Origin of the sequence: Microcoleus sp. MON1_C1 (assembly GCF_036701945.1) — a bacterium.
Classification (GTDB): domain Bacteria; phylum Cyanobacteriota; class Cyanobacteriia; order Cyanobacteriales; family Microcoleaceae; genus Microcoleus.
The window spans coordinates 25,547-40,682 of the sequence record NZ_JAUBRO010000057.1; the positions used below are offsets into that span (position 1 = coordinate 25,547).

Annotated in this window: 14 protein-coding genes; 6 read left to right on the top strand and 8 right to left on the bottom strand. The window is 46.1% G+C overall.

The window, feature by feature from the left end; translation table 11 throughout:
- Positions 1-23 precede the first annotated feature (23 nt).
- Positions 24-1,160 carry a SpoIIE family protein phosphatase gene (locus tag QUA62_RS24670; RefSeq protein WP_333218707.1) on the bottom strand — a complete coding sequence of 379 codons (1,137 nt, stop codon included), beginning with the start codon at positions 1,158-1,160 and terminating at the stop codon, positions 24-26.
- Positions 1,161-1,592: 432 nt separating this feature from the next.
- Here QUA62_RS24670 and QUA62_RS24675 point away from each other — a divergent pair, with 432 nt between their 5' ends.
- Entirely contained in the window at positions 1,593-2,111 is a 519-nt protein-coding gene (locus tag QUA62_RS24675; protein ID WP_333407388.1) for an anti-sigma regulatory factor, read from the top strand.
- A 15-nt stretch (positions 2,112-2,126) separates the two neighbouring features.
- On the opposite strand, the gene QUA62_RS24680 is transcribed toward QUA62_RS24675, so the two are convergent.
- The 3 genes from QUA62_RS24680 to QUA62_RS24690 form a co-directional block, all read right to left on the bottom strand.
- Positions 2,127-2,894: a DUF1350 family protein gene (locus QUA62_RS24680; RefSeq protein ID WP_333407390.1), complete on the bottom strand. Its 768-nt coding sequence runs from the start codon at positions 2,892-2,894 to the stop codon at positions 2,127-2,129.
- Positions 2,895-3,049: 155 nt separating this feature from the next.
- Positions 3,050-3,256, bottom strand: coding sequence for a hypothetical protein (locus QUA62_RS24685; RefSeq protein WP_333407392.1), 207 nt, complete (start codon positions 3,254-3,256; stop codon positions 3,050-3,052).
- Between the two features lie 208 nt (positions 3,257-3,464).
- Positions 3,465-4,496: a glycosyltransferase family 2 protein gene (locus tag QUA62_RS24690; protein WP_333407394.1), complete on the bottom strand. Its 1,032-nt coding sequence runs from the start codon at positions 4,494-4,496 to the stop codon at positions 3,465-3,467.
- A gap of 1,102 nt (positions 4,497-5,598) precedes the next feature.
- On the opposite strand from QUA62_RS24690, the gene ggt reads away from it, so the two are divergent.
- From ggt to QUA62_RS24705, 3 genes are all read left to right on the top strand, one after another.
- Positions 5,599-7,326: a gamma-glutamyltransferase gene (gene ggt, locus QUA62_RS24695; protein ID WP_333407396.1), complete on the top strand. Its 1,728-nt coding sequence runs from the start codon at positions 5,599-5,601 to the stop codon at positions 7,324-7,326.
- 477 nt (positions 7,327-7,803) lie between these two features.
- Complete coding sequence (locus tag QUA62_RS24700; protein WP_333407398.1) at positions 7,804-8,673, top strand: choice-of-anchor L family PEP-CTERM protein; 870 nt, start codon at positions 7,804-7,806, stop codon at positions 8,671-8,673.
- Positions 8,666-8,809, top strand: a complete 144-nt coding sequence (locus tag QUA62_RS24705; protein ID WP_333407400.1) for a hypothetical protein — start codon at positions 8,666-8,668, stop codon at positions 8,807-8,809. The genes QUA62_RS24700 and QUA62_RS24705 overlap by 8 nt, the downstream gene beginning before the upstream one ends.
- Before the next feature lie 331 nt (positions 8,810-9,140).
- On the opposite strand, the gene QUA62_RS24710 is transcribed toward QUA62_RS24705, so the two are convergent.
- The 4 genes from QUA62_RS24710 to QUA62_RS24725 form a co-directional block, all read right to left on the bottom strand.
- Entirely contained in the window at positions 9,141-10,367 is a 1,227-nt protein-coding gene (locus QUA62_RS24710) for a pentapeptide repeat-containing protein (RefSeq protein ID WP_333407402.1), read from the bottom strand.
- A 108-nt stretch (positions 10,368-10,475) separates the two neighbouring features.
- The gene (locus QUA62_RS24715; RefSeq protein ID WP_333289031.1) at positions 10,476-11,324 is read right to left on the bottom strand and encodes an alpha/beta hydrolase; all 849 of its coding nucleotides are present in this window, start codon (positions 11,322-11,324) and stop codon (positions 10,476-10,478) included.
- Between the two features lie 198 nt (positions 11,325-11,522).
- Positions 11,523-12,248 carry a DUF3120 domain-containing protein gene (locus QUA62_RS24720; protein ID WP_333407404.1) on the bottom strand — a complete coding sequence of 242 codons (726 nt, stop codon included), beginning with the start codon at positions 12,246-12,248 and terminating at the stop codon, positions 11,523-11,525.
- Positions 12,241-12,825, bottom strand: coding sequence for a hypothetical protein (locus tag QUA62_RS24725; protein ID WP_333407406.1), 585 nt, complete (start codon positions 12,823-12,825; stop codon positions 12,241-12,243). Before QUA62_RS24725 ends, QUA62_RS24720 begins: the two co-directional genes overlap by 8 nt.
- Before the next feature lie 577 nt (positions 12,826-13,402).
- On the opposite strand from QUA62_RS24725, the gene QUA62_RS24730 reads away from it, so the two are divergent.
- Complete coding sequence (locus QUA62_RS24730) at positions 13,403-14,629, top strand: ferrochelatase (protein WP_333407408.1); 1,227 nt, start codon at positions 13,403-13,405, stop codon at positions 14,627-14,629.
- A 56-nt stretch (positions 14,630-14,685) separates the two neighbouring features.
- Positions 14,686-15,087 carry a hypothetical protein gene (locus QUA62_RS24735; RefSeq protein WP_333407410.1) on the top strand — a complete coding sequence of 134 codons (402 nt, stop codon included), beginning with the start codon at positions 14,686-14,688 and terminating at the stop codon, positions 15,085-15,087.
- Positions 15,088-15,136: the final 49 nt, after the last annotated feature.

Here is a 15,136-nt window from a genome sequence, read left to right on the forward strand (position 1 = left end):
GCAGATGCAATGCAAGAAGTCAGCTAGCCAAAGTTTACCTTGAGTAAAGACCAATCATCATCAAAAACTGCTTTAGCGTTCAACTTTTGAATGTAGTTCAAAACCAGCTCTAACTGGTCGGCACTTGCACCGTTGTAAGCTGCTAACAAATCTACGAAAGGGTCAAGCCCCCAGATATTGCCGTCAGGTTGGTGGATCTCGTATACCCCGTCGCTAAAGATGTAGAGAGTGCTCAAATCCTCGACATCGCAGCAATTATCGACATAGGGGGCGTCGGGGAACATCCCGACAGGCATTCCGGGGGTTTTTAATCGCTGGATTTTAGCAGTGCTCGCAGGCGACTGGGAAATCAACACGGCCGGTGGATGGCCGGCGCTGGCATAAACTAGCTGGCGAGAAATGCGGTTGTAAACGCCATACCAGATGGTGAAATACTTGTCATTTTGGTAGCTCATCTGGAAGGTGGTGTTCAGGGCGCGCAAAACGTCGCTGGGTTTGTAGTAGTCTATGTTGGGGAGCGCGCGCGATCGCAGCAAATTCAGCACTGCCACAGAAGGCAGCGCCGCCCGCAAACCGTGACCGGCTACGTCGAGCAAGTAAATCGCCAAATAATCGGCATCTAGCCAGTTGTAGTCGAAGCAATCTCCCCCCAACTGCCGGGAGGGAATGAATTTTGCCTCAATGCTGATAGGTTCCGTCATCGGATCTGGCAGCAGCGATTGCACGTACTCGGCCGCCTCGGCTAACTCTGCTTCCAGACTTTGCTTGGCTATTTTCAAATCTCGGCTGAGTTGGTGCAGCCTCAATCCCGCGCGTACTCTGGCCTGTAATTCGTTGAGTTCGATCGGCTTGGAGATAAAATCGTCGGCACCTGCATCGAGCCCTTTGACTCGATCGGCGATCGAACCCAAAGAAGTCAACAAAAAGAATTGTGTAGTTGACAGATCCGGATCTGCCTTAACTCGACGGCAGACATCGATGCCGGTCAAGCGCGGCATGATCCAATCGCAAATTATCAGGGCCGGACGCAATTTTTGCGCCTGGGCTACACCGTCTTCGCCATTGCTTGCTACTGTTACTTCGTAACCCTGTTTTTTCAGGGTTCTTCTCAGCAGTTCTTGAACAGCCGTATCATCGTCAATAACCAGAATTTGAAACATGGGCACTTAGGTACTACAAGTTTTTCAAGGTCTGGGGGTCATTTAAAATATATCCTGTCAGCGCCCTTGTCTGAGATTGAGTATAGTTTATTGGCATCGCTTTCGAGGTAATTGCTTTTGACAGCGGGTCGTTGAGTTCAATTTACGTTAAAATTTGATAGAAATTTGGCGCGATCGAACTTCACTCAGTTTATACTCAGAATATAAATTTTTATAGACTTTTATTTGCCACAGGCGCTGGTTGACAGGAAAGTGCTATTTATGGTATAGTGACTAACCGATTAGTGGATTAGAGAGCGCTCGACGGCCCACCAAAGCTAGTATCCTCAAACTACCATTCAATTTTGCCGCCGTTATACTTTGTCTCGTTGTATTTTATCTGGTTGTATTTTGTCTCGGTGTATTTTGCCCACCGGCCGATGAAGAACTTCTGTGGTGAGCGTGATTGAATTAAAGGGTTCCGAAAAGTTGCCGATGCTAAAAAAAGCGGATCTTCAAGTCAATACAGGTCTGAATGGATTAAGCTGGGTTTTGTCGTGGTTTGCACAATTGTACGACTCGCGAATTCCTACAAGTGTGTGGATAAGGTGTCAGTTGGCTTTGGCTGAGGGCTTTACGAATGCGGTGCGTCACGCCCACAAGGGCAAACCACCGGATTTGCGTGTTGACATTCAGGTGGCGGTGTTCGCTGAATCTTTAGAGATTAAAATTTGGGACTCGGGCGATCCGTTTGATTTAGAGCAAAAAATCAAAGATATTTCGGAAAAAGTCGATATTAACTCTCCCGGCGGGCGGGGTCTAAAATTGATTAAAGACATCGCAGACAGTATTAGTTATGTGAGAACGGCTGATGGACGGAACTGTTTGTCGATGGTCAAAAATTATACTCCTGTCTCAAGGCCGAACAATGAAGATGATATTTTGGAAGTGGTAGAGGAAATTTCTGATTAAGGGGTTCATCGGGTTTTAAACGCGGGACAGAGGATTAAGCCACAGCAGAATTGTCCGTTTTAATTCATTTAATTCTCGATACACTTCTTGTTTGACCCATTGCCCGATCGCGTCGAAGGGTGTAAAAATTTGACCCACAGGCCAGCTAACATCTTGCCCCAATGGCGTTTGATGGTTGCCAGTCAGAGTCTGAACTGTAATCATGTCGGGAAATCGTGCTTTTAGCAGTTTGGTCAACAGCAGGGTTTGGTCGATGTTGTCGCCGTTAAATTTGACTAAAAGATTGCGCCGGATTTGATAGCTATCTTGGACGAGGCGATTAGTCTCTTGCGGGGAAGGGGTAAACTCGACGTTAAAGACGGGGGAAATTTGCTCGACGATCGGGATTGCTTCGGATGCCGCATAATTGTTGAAAGAAATCAGAATATTGCCTGCCCTTTCTACGTCAAATACAGAACCGATGAGGAGGTGGAGTTTGCATCCCATGCTGTGTCCCATGCCGTAAACGGGGAGATAGGAAGATTTGAGCAATTTAGTGCCGCGCAGGCGATCGAGGGCATTTTCAAATTTGTTAAGGACATCGCGGGCGATCGCAATATGATCCAAAGTATTGACAAACGGCGTTGCGACTACAAGATATCCTTGGTTCCCCAAAGCTTCTAACAGCCAGCGATAGGTGAGTTGCGGTGCTGTCGCCACAAATGCACCGCCGAGAAAATGTACGATCGCGATCGGTCTTGAAGGAATTAATACCCAGTTGCCCGAAATTTCTTGCCAGTCCATAAATTCAATCTAATTCCAAATAAAAAGGCGAGCGGCCTCTGAAGGTAGAAAGCAGAATTTTTGCTAAATTTTTCCTTTTATTTTCTGCTTCAAAAAGGGGTTTGCTACCCATTTTTTCATTCAAAAAACTTGGCTCTTTACTTATATTATGATATTTAGTGTAACTGTTTTCGCAGCAAATAGCACGGTGCGGGAACGCTGCTATTTTCGCCCTGTATAGGGTTGAAGCTGGCGGTCGAATAAATCAAGGCTGACATACGATCGCCGCTTTCAAAGATTTGTATATCGTGTCCCATCGCACGGCTGCAAGCCGCTGTAGCTGGTATTGCGGGTAATTGATCCGACAGGATATTAACAGTCAAATACGGCTCAAAACCCCAATATCGCGTCTTAACCAGTCTCTGGGCGATCGGCTTCGATTCGGCTTTATTGGCAGTACCTAATTTCTTGACTAAACCCGCATATAGCAGTTCTCAATAAAGTGAGGTATGCCCTATGCCCTATGCCCTATGCCCTATATCAAGCGTGCACCTCATGTTACTGAGAAAGGCTATACAACTATAACATCCTTTAGGACAGCCCCCCGATTTCAGACGATCGCTGGGGGTTTAATTCTGGCGAATAACCAATACCTTCTGCCGTTTGATGACTCAACTTTTCGTGAGTCTTCATCCATTTCCACTTGTTGACAGTAGCTTGCGGATTGAGCACGGTGGTAGCGACACCGTAAACAATAGTAGGCAAAACCTCCCGATTTAACCAACTTTGTCCCAGCTTTCTCATGTAGTGCAGTGCCAAAACTTCTCGCAATTTGTTAAGCCTTTGCAAAAGCGGCAAATTCTTAAAACATAACTGTTCGTACTCGTGGAGTGATAACTCTTTTTCTCCCCGCAAGCGCCGCAGTTGGTTTTCCTTGACGCAATCAGAAGCTATGCGCTTTTTCAGCCAGTGCTTATCTGTGAGAGATTTCCCTCTAATTCTATAATTTCCCAAAGGTTCTGTCGCCGCTAGCAAGCCGTACTTTTGAGCAAGTTTGGTAAATAACTCTGTATCTTCTCCTACCTCCCAATCTTCTGCAAACCCGCCTTCTTTGACAAGAATGGAGCGATCGACTACAACAGAAGACGGGAAAACCCAAGGACTTTCGCCTGTCTCCTTAATCGCCTGCATTTCTGCTTTAGTTGTAGGATAGGTGGGAATATAACTCAACTTCTTTCCGTGCTTGTCTAAATATCGCAAAGCGTGAGCCACAGCTTTGACTTCGGGATTGTCTGCGAGCATCTTCAAACAAACTTCTAACTTATTGGGTTCCCAGGTATCGTCGCTATCGATAAACGCTACATACTCGCCTGTGGCGCGATATATCATTAAATTTCTCGACTTAGAAACCCCGTAATTTTGGGAATTCCTGAAGTATTTAATTCTCGAATCTTGCTCGACCAGCTTAGCAGCAACTTTGTCAGTAGCATCAGTAGAATAGTCATCAACAATTAAAATTTCTAGATTCTTGTGGGTGCCCTTGAGTACGGAGGCAACTGTCTCGGCCAGAGTGTCGGCAGCATTGAATGCAGGAATGATTACACTAACTTTTTGGCTGTTCATAACTTGCATGAGGTGTGGTTTGGTAGTTGTTCGCCGAAGTAGAGTCTGGAAGCAGACACTCTGACTCCTTTACGTGTAACTACCAGTATTCCCGAAACTTGCCTATATACTGCCAATATAACAGGCTTACCAACCTGAGTGTGATCTACCATAAGGGGGGGAAAGGCGTTAAAAGACGGAGTGCAGACTATTTGGGCGGCAATTTTTCTGACACAGGCCTCGGCTGCGAGGCATTTAGGGTTTTATCGGGGGATTGGAATTTTCCTAAAGTCGATCGCATATTTTTGGTTTAATATAACTTACCCAGAAAAACCCGGCCTCACCCAAAAATATTGGTTTGAGAACTATATATCTACTAAAAAACCGGGTCTCTAACTCAGATCGATTCCAGTTAATCGCCGATCGTAAAATTTTTTCTCCGGCGCCAGGGGCGTGCGAGTGAGGTCAAAGTGGGAGCATCTCAATGAAAGCAGCCCAGCCCCAAATTGGAGTTAGGAGCCAGGAGCCAGGAGTCAGGGGGAAAGAGTCAGAAGGAAGGAGTCAGAAGAAGTGTTTTTACACATATGAGATGCTCCCGTCAAAGTCCTCACTACAAACCTGTTTTATTGATTAACTCACCAGTCGAACAACTGCCCAAAAACTGCTCTGCTAAGTCTGCTAAGTGTTGCATTACCATAGCAATCACCTAAAAGTTTGAGTTAATTATTTTTGAGGTTTCATTTACTGGCGATGTTTAATCAGGCTGGAAAAAAAGATAATTTGATAATTCCGAAGCTTTATGAATATTGGTTTCTCTAATTTGCCTCTTTAGCATTTCATACAGTAAATCATCAACGCCATTTTTCGGCGCTTATCAGCTTTTTTGAAATCAGTATATTCTCAAAAAAAATGCTTTTTTCAACTTGTTTAATTATTAAATTGCCATAAGATGTCCCTCTTTTCTCTCTTCCTCTTGTACCGCGAGAGGTTCCCAGGGTCAAATCGTTTCCCCATCTGCCATAACAGGTAATTTATTTGCGGTTGAACTCAGTACCGCATTTAGGTTTTAGGGAAGATGCTCCTAAAAGTATACTATAAAAAATCCTCGCCTCACCCGTAAAAAATGTTGCCAAAGTTCTTGAGCAAAGTGCAAATTTATACTGGTTGCCTAACAGTCTTGGTGTTGGGCGGCTGCCAGCAGCAGCTACAGACAACCTTGCAGCAACAGCGCAGCAAACAGGGAATGGCAGTTTCAGCTCACCCTCTGGCGAGCGCTGCGGGGCTGGCCCTGCTACAACAGGGAGGAAATGCAGTGGATGCGGCGGCTGCTACGGCTTTGGCGATTTCGGTGGTGGAGCCTTTTTCGGCGGGTATCGGCGGCGGGGGTTTTTTGCTCCTGCGGCGGGCGGAAACGGGGGCTGTGCAGGCGCTGGATTTCCGGGAACGAGCTGCGAAACGTGCGGCGCGGGATATGTACCTCGACAAGCAAGGCAAGGTGCGCCAAAGGGCCAGTCTGGACGGGCATTTGGCGGCGGGTATTCCGGGCACTGTGGCTGGACTTTATACGGTGCACCGCGAGTATGGTAAGTTGCCTTGGGCCCAGGTGGTGGCGCCGGCGATCGCCCTGGCTGAAAAAGGCTTTCCGGTAAGTTCGCGGTTTACCACGGCTACCGGGCGACGACAGGATGTGCTCAACAAAAACCGGGCGGCGCGGGAGGTTTTTACTCGCGGTGGCATTTTATACCAGCCGGGTGAGCTTTTGGTGCAGCGGGATTTGGCGCGGACTTTGCGGCAGATTGCACAAAATCCGCAAAGTTTTTATACCGGGGACATTGCGCGGGCGATCGCCGCCGACATGGCTAAAAACGGCGGCATTATCACTCTGGAAGATTTGAAAAACTATACGCCGATTTGGCGGAATCCCGTTTGCGGGAACTTTCGCACTTACGAAATTTGCGCCATGTCGCCTCCTTCTTCCGGGGGCGTTCATTTGTTGCAAATCTTAAATATTCTGGGAGAGACGGATCTCAAGAGGTTGGGGAGGCCAAGTCCAGATACGCTACATTTACTGGCGGAGAGCATGAGGATTGCTTATGCTGACCGGGCACAGTATTTGGGCGACCCGGATTTTGTGAGGGTACCGGTCAAAGCTCTGACTAGCAGCAATTATGGCAAATTGAGACGATCGCAAATCCAAATGTCAAAAGCCAGACCCTCCAGCGAGGTAAAGGCTGTTGACGCTGAAACTTTGAACCGTCTCCTGTGGGAGTCTCCCGAAACTACCCACCTGACGGTAGTTGACAAAGAGCGTAATGTAGTAAGCTTAACGTTTACGGTGAATGGCGGTTTTGGGGCTGGAGTCGTGGCCGCGGGTACGGGAATTTTGCTCAACAACGAGATGGATGATTTTGCAGCGGCGCCGGGAGTGCCGAATTTGTTTGGTTTGGTGGGCGGGGAGGCAAATTCGATCGCCCCGGGGAAAACTCCTTTATCCAGCATGACGCCGGTCATCGTGACAGAAAATGGCAAATTTCGCCTCGCAGCGGGAGCTCCCGGAGGCAGCACGATTATTACTACGGTGTTGCAAATAGTGCTGAACGTGTTGGTTTACGACATGAATGTCAGCGATGCTGTGTCTGCACCTCGGATACACCACCAGTGGCAGCCCGATCGCCTGATGGTGGAACGGGGAGGTTTTGAGGCTGCGACGCTTTCGGAGTTGCGGCGGCGGGGACACCAGATTGTCGAAGGTGACGGCTGGGGCAATGCCAATGCGATCGTCCTGACTACGGATGGTTGGTTGGAGGGGGCTGCCGACCGGCGCGGCGAAGGAGAAGCAAGGGGGTTTTAGTCAACAGTCAGTCGATTAGAGATTTTAGATTTCAGACGGGGGCGAGACTTCGGCGACTCAACGATTTTAGATTTACTCCAGAGATGAATCTGCGAGGTTGAACTAGGGTCAAAAATTTTGATATCTCTACGACAGGATTGGGGGGCTGATATCCGTTTTTTGGGCGAGGTCATGAGTCATTAGTCATTAGTCATTAGTCATTTTGAATATAGCAAACGGTATTAAAACCTGGTTTCTTTTGTCTCCAGTGCGTAAGTCATGAAATTATTAGTCTGTGTACGTGTATTTTTGCCTCCCTATTTTTTCGCTGAGGTTTATAGGCGGACAAACTGCCAATAACTACCCAACAAAATAACCACCAAAAGCGTAAATTCACTTATATGTAAAGTTATTGTAAAGATGCTAGACATTAATAGTTATATAATGTAAAAATGAAGTTGTGCAGAGAATCAGGTTTGTATCTTCCAGGAAAAATTTATGATAATTAGTCACAAAATTGCTGCCTTAACAGCTACATTAACTACTGCTCTGAGTTTGTTGGCAGCGCCAGCAATGGCATTTTCGGTAGGGGCAACTAATAACACTGAGACTTTAAAAAATAATTTATTGGGGGCTAATGCAGTCGGGTTGAGTAATTTTTCTGTTTCAATTACGGGTAATTCGGCTGCTTTTGGTACTTTCACTAAGGACCCCTTCGGTTTGACATCAGGTGTTGTTCTGAGCACTGGTAGAGTCGCCGATCTACCGGGTCAGAATCGGAAAGATAACTTCACGACAAAGGACAGCGATTTAAGCACGGACTTTGGTGCTAAGGGTGAACAGGGGGATCTGACTCAGTTAAACCTCAGCTTTTTTGCTAATAGCACGGTTGAAAAGTTGTTCTTTCAATATGTATTTGCTTCTGAGGAGTTTCCTGAGTTCGGCGGTTCTAAATATAATGACGATTTTGAACTGCTGCTGAACGGCATTAATTTGGCAAAATTGAGCGACGGAAAAACAGTTACGATTAATAATCTTGTTCCCGATCCAAATAATCGCTCTAAAGATCATCGCGACTATATTGACAGCCCAAGTTTGACAGGTATTGCTGCTAACATCGTTAAGCTCGACGGTTTTACTAAAGTTTTAGGTTTTGAGGGTTTGCTCAAGCAAAATCAGACGAATGTTCTCAGTATCCGCATTAAAGATGTGGGCGATGGCAAGTTAGATTCTGCTGTATTTATTAAAGGCGGTTCTGTGGGGACGGTTCAACCTGAGCCGGTGCCCGAACCGATGACTGTGGGGGGTTTGATGGCGGGAGGCGCTATGCTGGCTGCTGGACGAAAGTTACGCAATCGCCGTGGCTGAAGTAATTAATAACGGAAGGAAGAAGGAAGAAGGAAGAAGGAAGAAGGAAGAAGTAAGAAGGAAGAAGGAAGAAGGAAGAAGGAAAAAACAGAACAGGAACCATTTTGGCGGTTGCTGTAATATGAATCTCGATTAGCCGTGTTGGAGACAGAAACGGGGTTTGATGAACGAAAAGACCTCTTGCAGTTCTTGAACCGGGTAAAAAACTCGGTTTGTGCGATCGCGATCGCGTAATCTCATGTCAAGTAATTTAACCATTATGGGTACGCAGCGAGGAATGCAAGTCCTCATACAATTCTGACGACGAACGCCCTCACTACGAACCAATTTTATTGCGGTTGTTCTAGCGGACAGAATATAAGTTTTGATCCAAAATTCGCGAAGGGCGGATTTTTTTGTATTTGGAGTTGCAGCAAATATTGCGGGTAAAACCCGCGTCTACAACGACTGACTAAAAACTAAATAATTTAGCTATGAACAGTACCGTCGGGTAAGATTGTACCTGTTAATGTAGTCCGGGTAAGTTTGACCATAACTCGATCGCCGTAACCGATTTTCGCTCCTGTTAAGTCAGCACCGCTCAAGTCAGCACCGCTCAAATCGGCTCCGATTAAGTTGCTTTCTCTCAAGTTGGCATTGATCAAACAAGCTCCTAACAAATTGGCCCTGAACAAGTTTGCTTGGTGCAAATTCGCGCCTGTGAGATTGACGTTGTGTAGAAAAGCATCACTTAAGTCGGCTTCACTCAGGTTTGCATTGCTCAAGTTTCTTCCTGAAAAATCCTTTTCTTTTAAGGAAGCTCCTTTGAAGTTGGAACCGCTCAAATCGGGAGCTTGCGGCCCAGCTTGGCGGTAAGACGGAGATGACTGAGATGGCGGCGGCTGCGATTGGTAGCGGGACGCCTCTGAATAGGGCCCTGCAGGGTTTCCCCCATAGTTTCCCGCATAATTTCCAGCATATTTTCCTGAAGAGGGTTCAGAAGAGTAGCGGGGTTCTTTTGGGTTGGCCGATGGTGGCTGGGTGTTTTGGTGCTGGGTGTTGGGATACTGACTATTTCTGTACTGATTGTTTTGGTACTGAGTGTTTTGGTACTGAGTGTTTTGGTACTGAGTATTGGGTTGCTGAGTGTTTTGGTACTGAGTATTGGGTTGCTGAGTATTGGGTTGCTGAGTATTGGGTTGCTGGGTATTTTGTTGCTGGGTATTTTGTTGCTGGGTATTTTGTTGCTGGGTGTTTCTGTACTGAGTATTTTGTTGCTGGGTATTTTGTTGCTGAGTATTTCTGTACTGGGTATTTTGTTGCTGGGTAGTTTGTTGCTGAGTGTTTCTGTACTGAGTATTTTGTTGCTGGGTGTTTTGTTGCTGAGTGTTTCTGTACTGAGCGTTTTGTTGCTGGGTGTTTTGGTGCTGGGTGTGTTTTTGCTGGGTGTTTTGGTACTGGGTGTGTTTGTGCTGAGTATGTTTTTGCTGAACGTTCTGATTCTGACCTCTTGGTTGAATCGATCGCAATTTTTCGCGAGCTTGATTAATTTCCTTAATCTTTTCTTCAGCTTTCTGTAGTAGTCTGGGATTGTCTTTGGGGATGCGATCGGGGTGCCAAATGAACGCTAAATCCTTGTAGGCTTGGCTAATTTCTTCTCTGGAAGCTCCCGGCAACAGTCCCAGCACTTTATAGTATTGGTCGAGGTCGTTCATTGTACCACCTTTCGCTTTAAGAAATTAGGAATTAAAAATTAAGATCGGAGCAAAAGCCGTTCTCAAAGCTTGCTTGTCCGATCGTACATTAGATGAACAATAACTCAGCTAAGCCGCTGCTGGCAAAAATTCTCGAATTCGCTGCAAATATGTTGCGGCATCCTCCAGCATCGGAAAGTGAGCCGTATTCGGAATTATAACAAATTCTACTTTTTTGCTGAGGGAGGCTGCTTGCTCTCCCATGACGGCGGGGATAATTTGGTCGAATTCTCCGGCCACAAGCAGTGTGGGAACACTCAGCCGCGCAAATTCTTGGGGCATTTCCTCGGCTGCTCTTTTGCTGACGGCCGTCACCATTGTACCTATAGCAGCTTGCTCGTCTGCCATTAAAAAATCCTTGAGAAACGCCAGACTGACCTCTGTGGGCAGGGAACGGCGCAAAAACCGGGCCATAAATAGCCGATCGGCAAAGGGGATCGATGCCAACCAAGACGGTCTAAATTTTACCACATAGCCACCGAATTTGTGAAAAGTTGTAAAAGATTTTTCGTCGTATTCAAAAATCCCGCTGCAAGTGAGAATTGCTTTTTCTACTTTTTCGGGGTAAAGGTTGAGAAATAAAGTAGCAATTGATGCACCTGTGGAGTGAGCATTGAGAAAGACGCGGCTTAAATTCAGAGATTCTAATAATTCCGCTAAGTCGCGGGCATAGGTTTCGAGTTCGTAGCTGGACTCAGGAGGCTCTTTTGGCAAGGGCGATCGACCAAAACCTCTCATATCGTAAAGCAAACAATCAAAATCATCAGCAATAGCCCGGGCCGTGCTTTCCCAGTAGCGCGCTGAACCCGCCCAGCCGTGCAGAAATACCATCACTGGTTTCCCGCTAGGTTGGGCCGTGTTATCTGCCGTTATCCACTCGTAATAATGTTCTACACCGCGAATTGAAATGAAAGACATGATATTGATTTGGGATTCTTAGATTTTAGATTTTAGATTTTAACTCATAATTGTTCAGTAAATGCCCAAATTCCCGACTTCTTAAAAAAAAAGTCAGGAATCTCAAGACTATATCCATCAAAAAACTCTGCGTTAACCTGCGTCAATCCGCCCACATTTGCGGTCAAAAATCACCCACATAAAAACTAATCATAGATATTAAGCAGCAGAAGCAGCCAGCCAAAATAAACCATCTACCAAAAGCGTGCTTAACACAGCTCCGCTGAAAGCGCGCCAGTGCAGTTCTCGATCGCGCAAACTCAGCAAACCGACTGTTAGCAACACAGCGATTAAAACTAGAGCGCAACCTATGCCCCAAGGAGTTTCGATTTGACCGATCGCACTTTGAAAAATCGGCATAGCTAATTCCGGTTCCGCGTGCATCACTTGCCGCCAGTAGGGCATCAACCCAGTTAAATAAAAATATAAATCAGTAATGGCAGTGCCCAAGAGCGAACCTAAATAAAAATAGCCGCCCACTTTTCCCCAAGATTTGCCCAAGCACCAAATAGCAAAAGGCAAGCCAATTGATTCTATAGGTAGATGTAAAATTGGTTCCCATCTGAACCAGCCCCAATAGATAGAACCTGCCAGCCAACATCCCGCAAATCCTAATAATAAATCTCCCCAAAGTTGTGTTTTGGGGCGGAAAATTAGAATTAAACTCACAACGAACCAGGGGATAGTTGACAGCAAACTGATGGTTGGATATAAGCGCACTAACGGTGCTTGCACGAAGACTGGAATTGAGACTAAAAATGCTGAGGCGCTAAATATTAACCACTGTTTGATGGTGTTTGTTGTGCCTGAAGCGACAGAATTGTCGAGGCGGGCGATGGTGGCAATAGGTGCGATCGCGGAGGATACTAAATTTAGATTAAACAACTGATTGGACTCCGTATTGTTTCAATAGGTGGACTAAAAATTTTGCTGCGGTTGTGGGTGCGACAGTCTCAATGCCGGCGGCGGTTTGGCTGACGTGCCAGCCTTTGGCCGTTTGGGGAGTTCGCCATAAATCCAAATGTTCGATCGCGGGATCTGCATAAAAGCTTTCTCCACCGCCACCGAGAATTGCTGAACTCCAGTGCGTAAAGCGATCGTGGCTGATTCGGTGGATGGGAAAATTGCCCCCCAGGGGTACTCCCCAACCGTCTAAGGCAAAAAAAGCCCCGACTTTGCCGCCGAGTTGCTGCCACATCCAAGCCGCCCCGATCGCCCCGGCTACTCCTGCCGAAAAGCTGACAAATACTAGACTTTCTCCTCCTAACTCTTCGCTGCACAAAAAGTGGAATATGTCAAGAGCTGAAAAAGGTGGATATTTATGAGCGGGAAAAATCTTGACACGATCGACTATTTGCTGGTTTTGGCGATCGGCTGCCACTCCCCAAAGCCCCGAAAGTCCCGCCAGGAAACAGTCGGTTAGCTTTGGTTCGTGGACTCCGGGGCAAATTACCAGTCTCATAGTTCGTCAAGAAAGTTAATATAGTTCGCAACATAACTTTATCATATGCCTACTATATCATATACTACCCCTGGGGATAGGGTGTTAAACTTATAATAGAGTCAAGTTTGAAGAGTATCCCCCCAAGTTAAAAGCTGGGAACGCTCCAAACAGCTTTAATCTGAGGCAAGGTGAGGGAGTCTTAAGAAAACATAAAACTTATCCCCCCCGACCCCATTCCCTGTCAAGCTTAGCAAAGCCTGATTCTAGTTTTAAGCAGTTCTGTATTTAGATTTAACTTTTCTGGCGGCGTCGAAGCCGACCCCACAAAAGCTTAAAGAAACAGGATTGTGAAAATTAGAGGCCTCCCAGCTTAGCTGCTACGAATTTGGGGTCACGGTCAAAAAACCCACTTAGGACTGATGCTCATCAATCCGGTTTCTAGGATAAATAAGAGGTTTGACCGGGAAGTATGGGCGCAGAAACCGGGAATCAGCCCCGCGCACGTCAGTCGTGCGATCGCAAACAATGAAAAATCTCCCATTCACCCTTCATCCTGCCTGGATCTCTTAGAATAAATAAAATTGAGGAATACAAAGTGGTTGCTTCTCCAGAAAAAATCGAGTCCAAAACATCTGCAGCACCCGCAAGTAATGATCGGGTTGCTGTATTACTGATGGGTTACGGCGAAGTCGAAAGCTACGACGATTTTGCCAACTACAACGAACAAGCTTTAAATTTGCTTACGGCCAAGTTTGCGCCAGTACCGCTTTGGATTTATCCGCCGCTAGCGAAGATTTTAGCAATCTTTGACTTGCACGAGTGGAGTCACCAACACGGTCAATTCGTTTCGCCGCACAATGCAATTTTTGAACAGCAGCGCGCCGGGATTGAAAAGAATTTACAGGAGAAATGGGGCGATAAAGTAAAAGTGTTCAAAGCTTTTAACTTTTGCGCGCCGTTTTTGCCGGAACAAGTAATCCCTCAAATTCAAGCTGAAGGATTTGACAAAATTCTGATTTATCCGCTGTTGGTAGTTGATTCTGTTTTCACCAGCGGCATTGCAGTCGAACAGGTGAATAAAGCTTTAGCACAAACCTTTGATGGCAAAGAACATTGGGTAAAAGGACAACGCTACATTCCTTCTTTTTACGATGAACCTGCTTACATCGATTTGATGGCGCGTTTGGTTGAAGAGGAAATTAAGAACGATTTAGCTGTAGCGCATTTGCCTTCTCAGATTGGGATTGTGCTGATGAATCACGGTTGTCCGCACAAGGCGAAGGGCTTTACTTCGGGAATTGTGGAAAGTCAAGCTTTGTACGATCGCGTGCGGGAACGTTTGATGTATCGCTATCCTTTGATTTCGGTAGGTTGGCTGAATCACGACACGCCGCTGATTGAGTGGACACAGCCGGATGCGACGTTGGCTGCGAAGAATTTGATCGATCTGGGTGCAACTGCGATCGTGTTTATGCCGATCGGATTTGCGACAGAAAATCACGAAACTTTGTTAGATGTAGACCACATTATTGAGTCTTTGCAGAAACAGCGTCAAGGAGTTACTTACCGCAAATTACCTTGCGTTAACGACCATCCAGAGTTTCTGAAAATGGCGGCAGAGTGGGCAAATCCGCAGATTGAAGCGTTGTTGAGTGAGACTGCGGTTGCTGTTAATCCGAGTTTGGCTTCGGCGCACCGCGAGCACGCGCATTCTCATGAAGGGCACGGGCATTCTCATGGCGAGCACGGTCATTCTCATGGTGATCACGGGCATTCTCATGGCGGGCACAGCCATTCTCACGGGCACGGGCACAGTCATTAATTAGTTGAGTTAAAAAGTCGATCGCCCTTTGCTCTTTTAGAGAAGGGGCGATTTTTTTGTTTATTTATGGTACTGTAAAACTTAATAATGATAGCCACAATCTTCTTGGGGTAAAAATGGGAACCAGTATCAGTAAGTTAATAGAGCGCTGGAAATCTCTACCAAGTAACTACTCAGAAGCCGATATGAAAGCACACTTAATTCCCCTGATATGGGAGGTTATAGGTCTTAAGTTCGAGCAGATAACGACTGGAAGTTTAGGTTCTGGAACAGGCTTAAAACCCGATTACTTAATATATGACGAATTAGACAAGCCACCTAGAATAGTTGTTGAGATTAAAAAGCGTAGTAGCTTATTTTATGACGCTCAAGAGCAAGGGTTTTCCGATTTTTGCCAGCAGCAAAAGTTGTATAAAGATGCGGTAGGCTATAATATAGCAATCCTATATGAATTGTGAAAAGGCATCAAATCTTTTCAAGTTAGGAAAATTGAAAAGATTATATTTA

Bases quoted from the DNA above. Each gene is read 5' to 3' on its own strand.
- QUA62_RS24670 (WP_333218707.1), bottom strand. From the start codon at position 1,160: ATGTTTCAAATTCTGGTTATTGACGATGATACGGCTGTTCAAGAACTG.
- QUA62_RS24715 (WP_333289031.1), bottom strand. From the start codon at position 11,324: ATGTCTTTCATTTCAATTCGCGGTGTAGAACATTATTACGAGTGGATA.
- QUA62_RS24710 (WP_333407402.1), bottom strand. From the start codon at position 10,367: ATGAACGACCTCGACCAATACTATAAAGTGCTGGGACTGTTGCCGGGA.
- QUA62_RS24700 (WP_333407398.1), top strand. From the start codon at position 7,804: ATGATAATTAGTCACAAAATTGCTGCCTTAACAGCTACATTAACTACT.
- QUA62_RS24680 (WP_333407390.1), bottom strand. From the start codon at position 2,894: ATGGACTGGCAAGAAATTTCGGGCAACTGGGTATTAATTCCTTCAAGA.
- QUA62_RS24725 (WP_333407406.1), bottom strand. From the start codon at position 12,825: ATGAGACTGGTAATTTGCCCCGGAGTCCACGAACCAAAGCTAACCGAC.
- ggt (WP_333407396.1), top strand. From the start codon at position 5,599: ATGTTGCCAAAGTTCTTGAGCAAAGTGCAAATTTATACTGGTTGCCTA.
- QUA62_RS24690 (WP_333407394.1), bottom strand. From the start codon at position 4,496: ATGAACAGCCAAAAAGTTAGTGTAATCATTCCTGCATTCAATGCTGCC.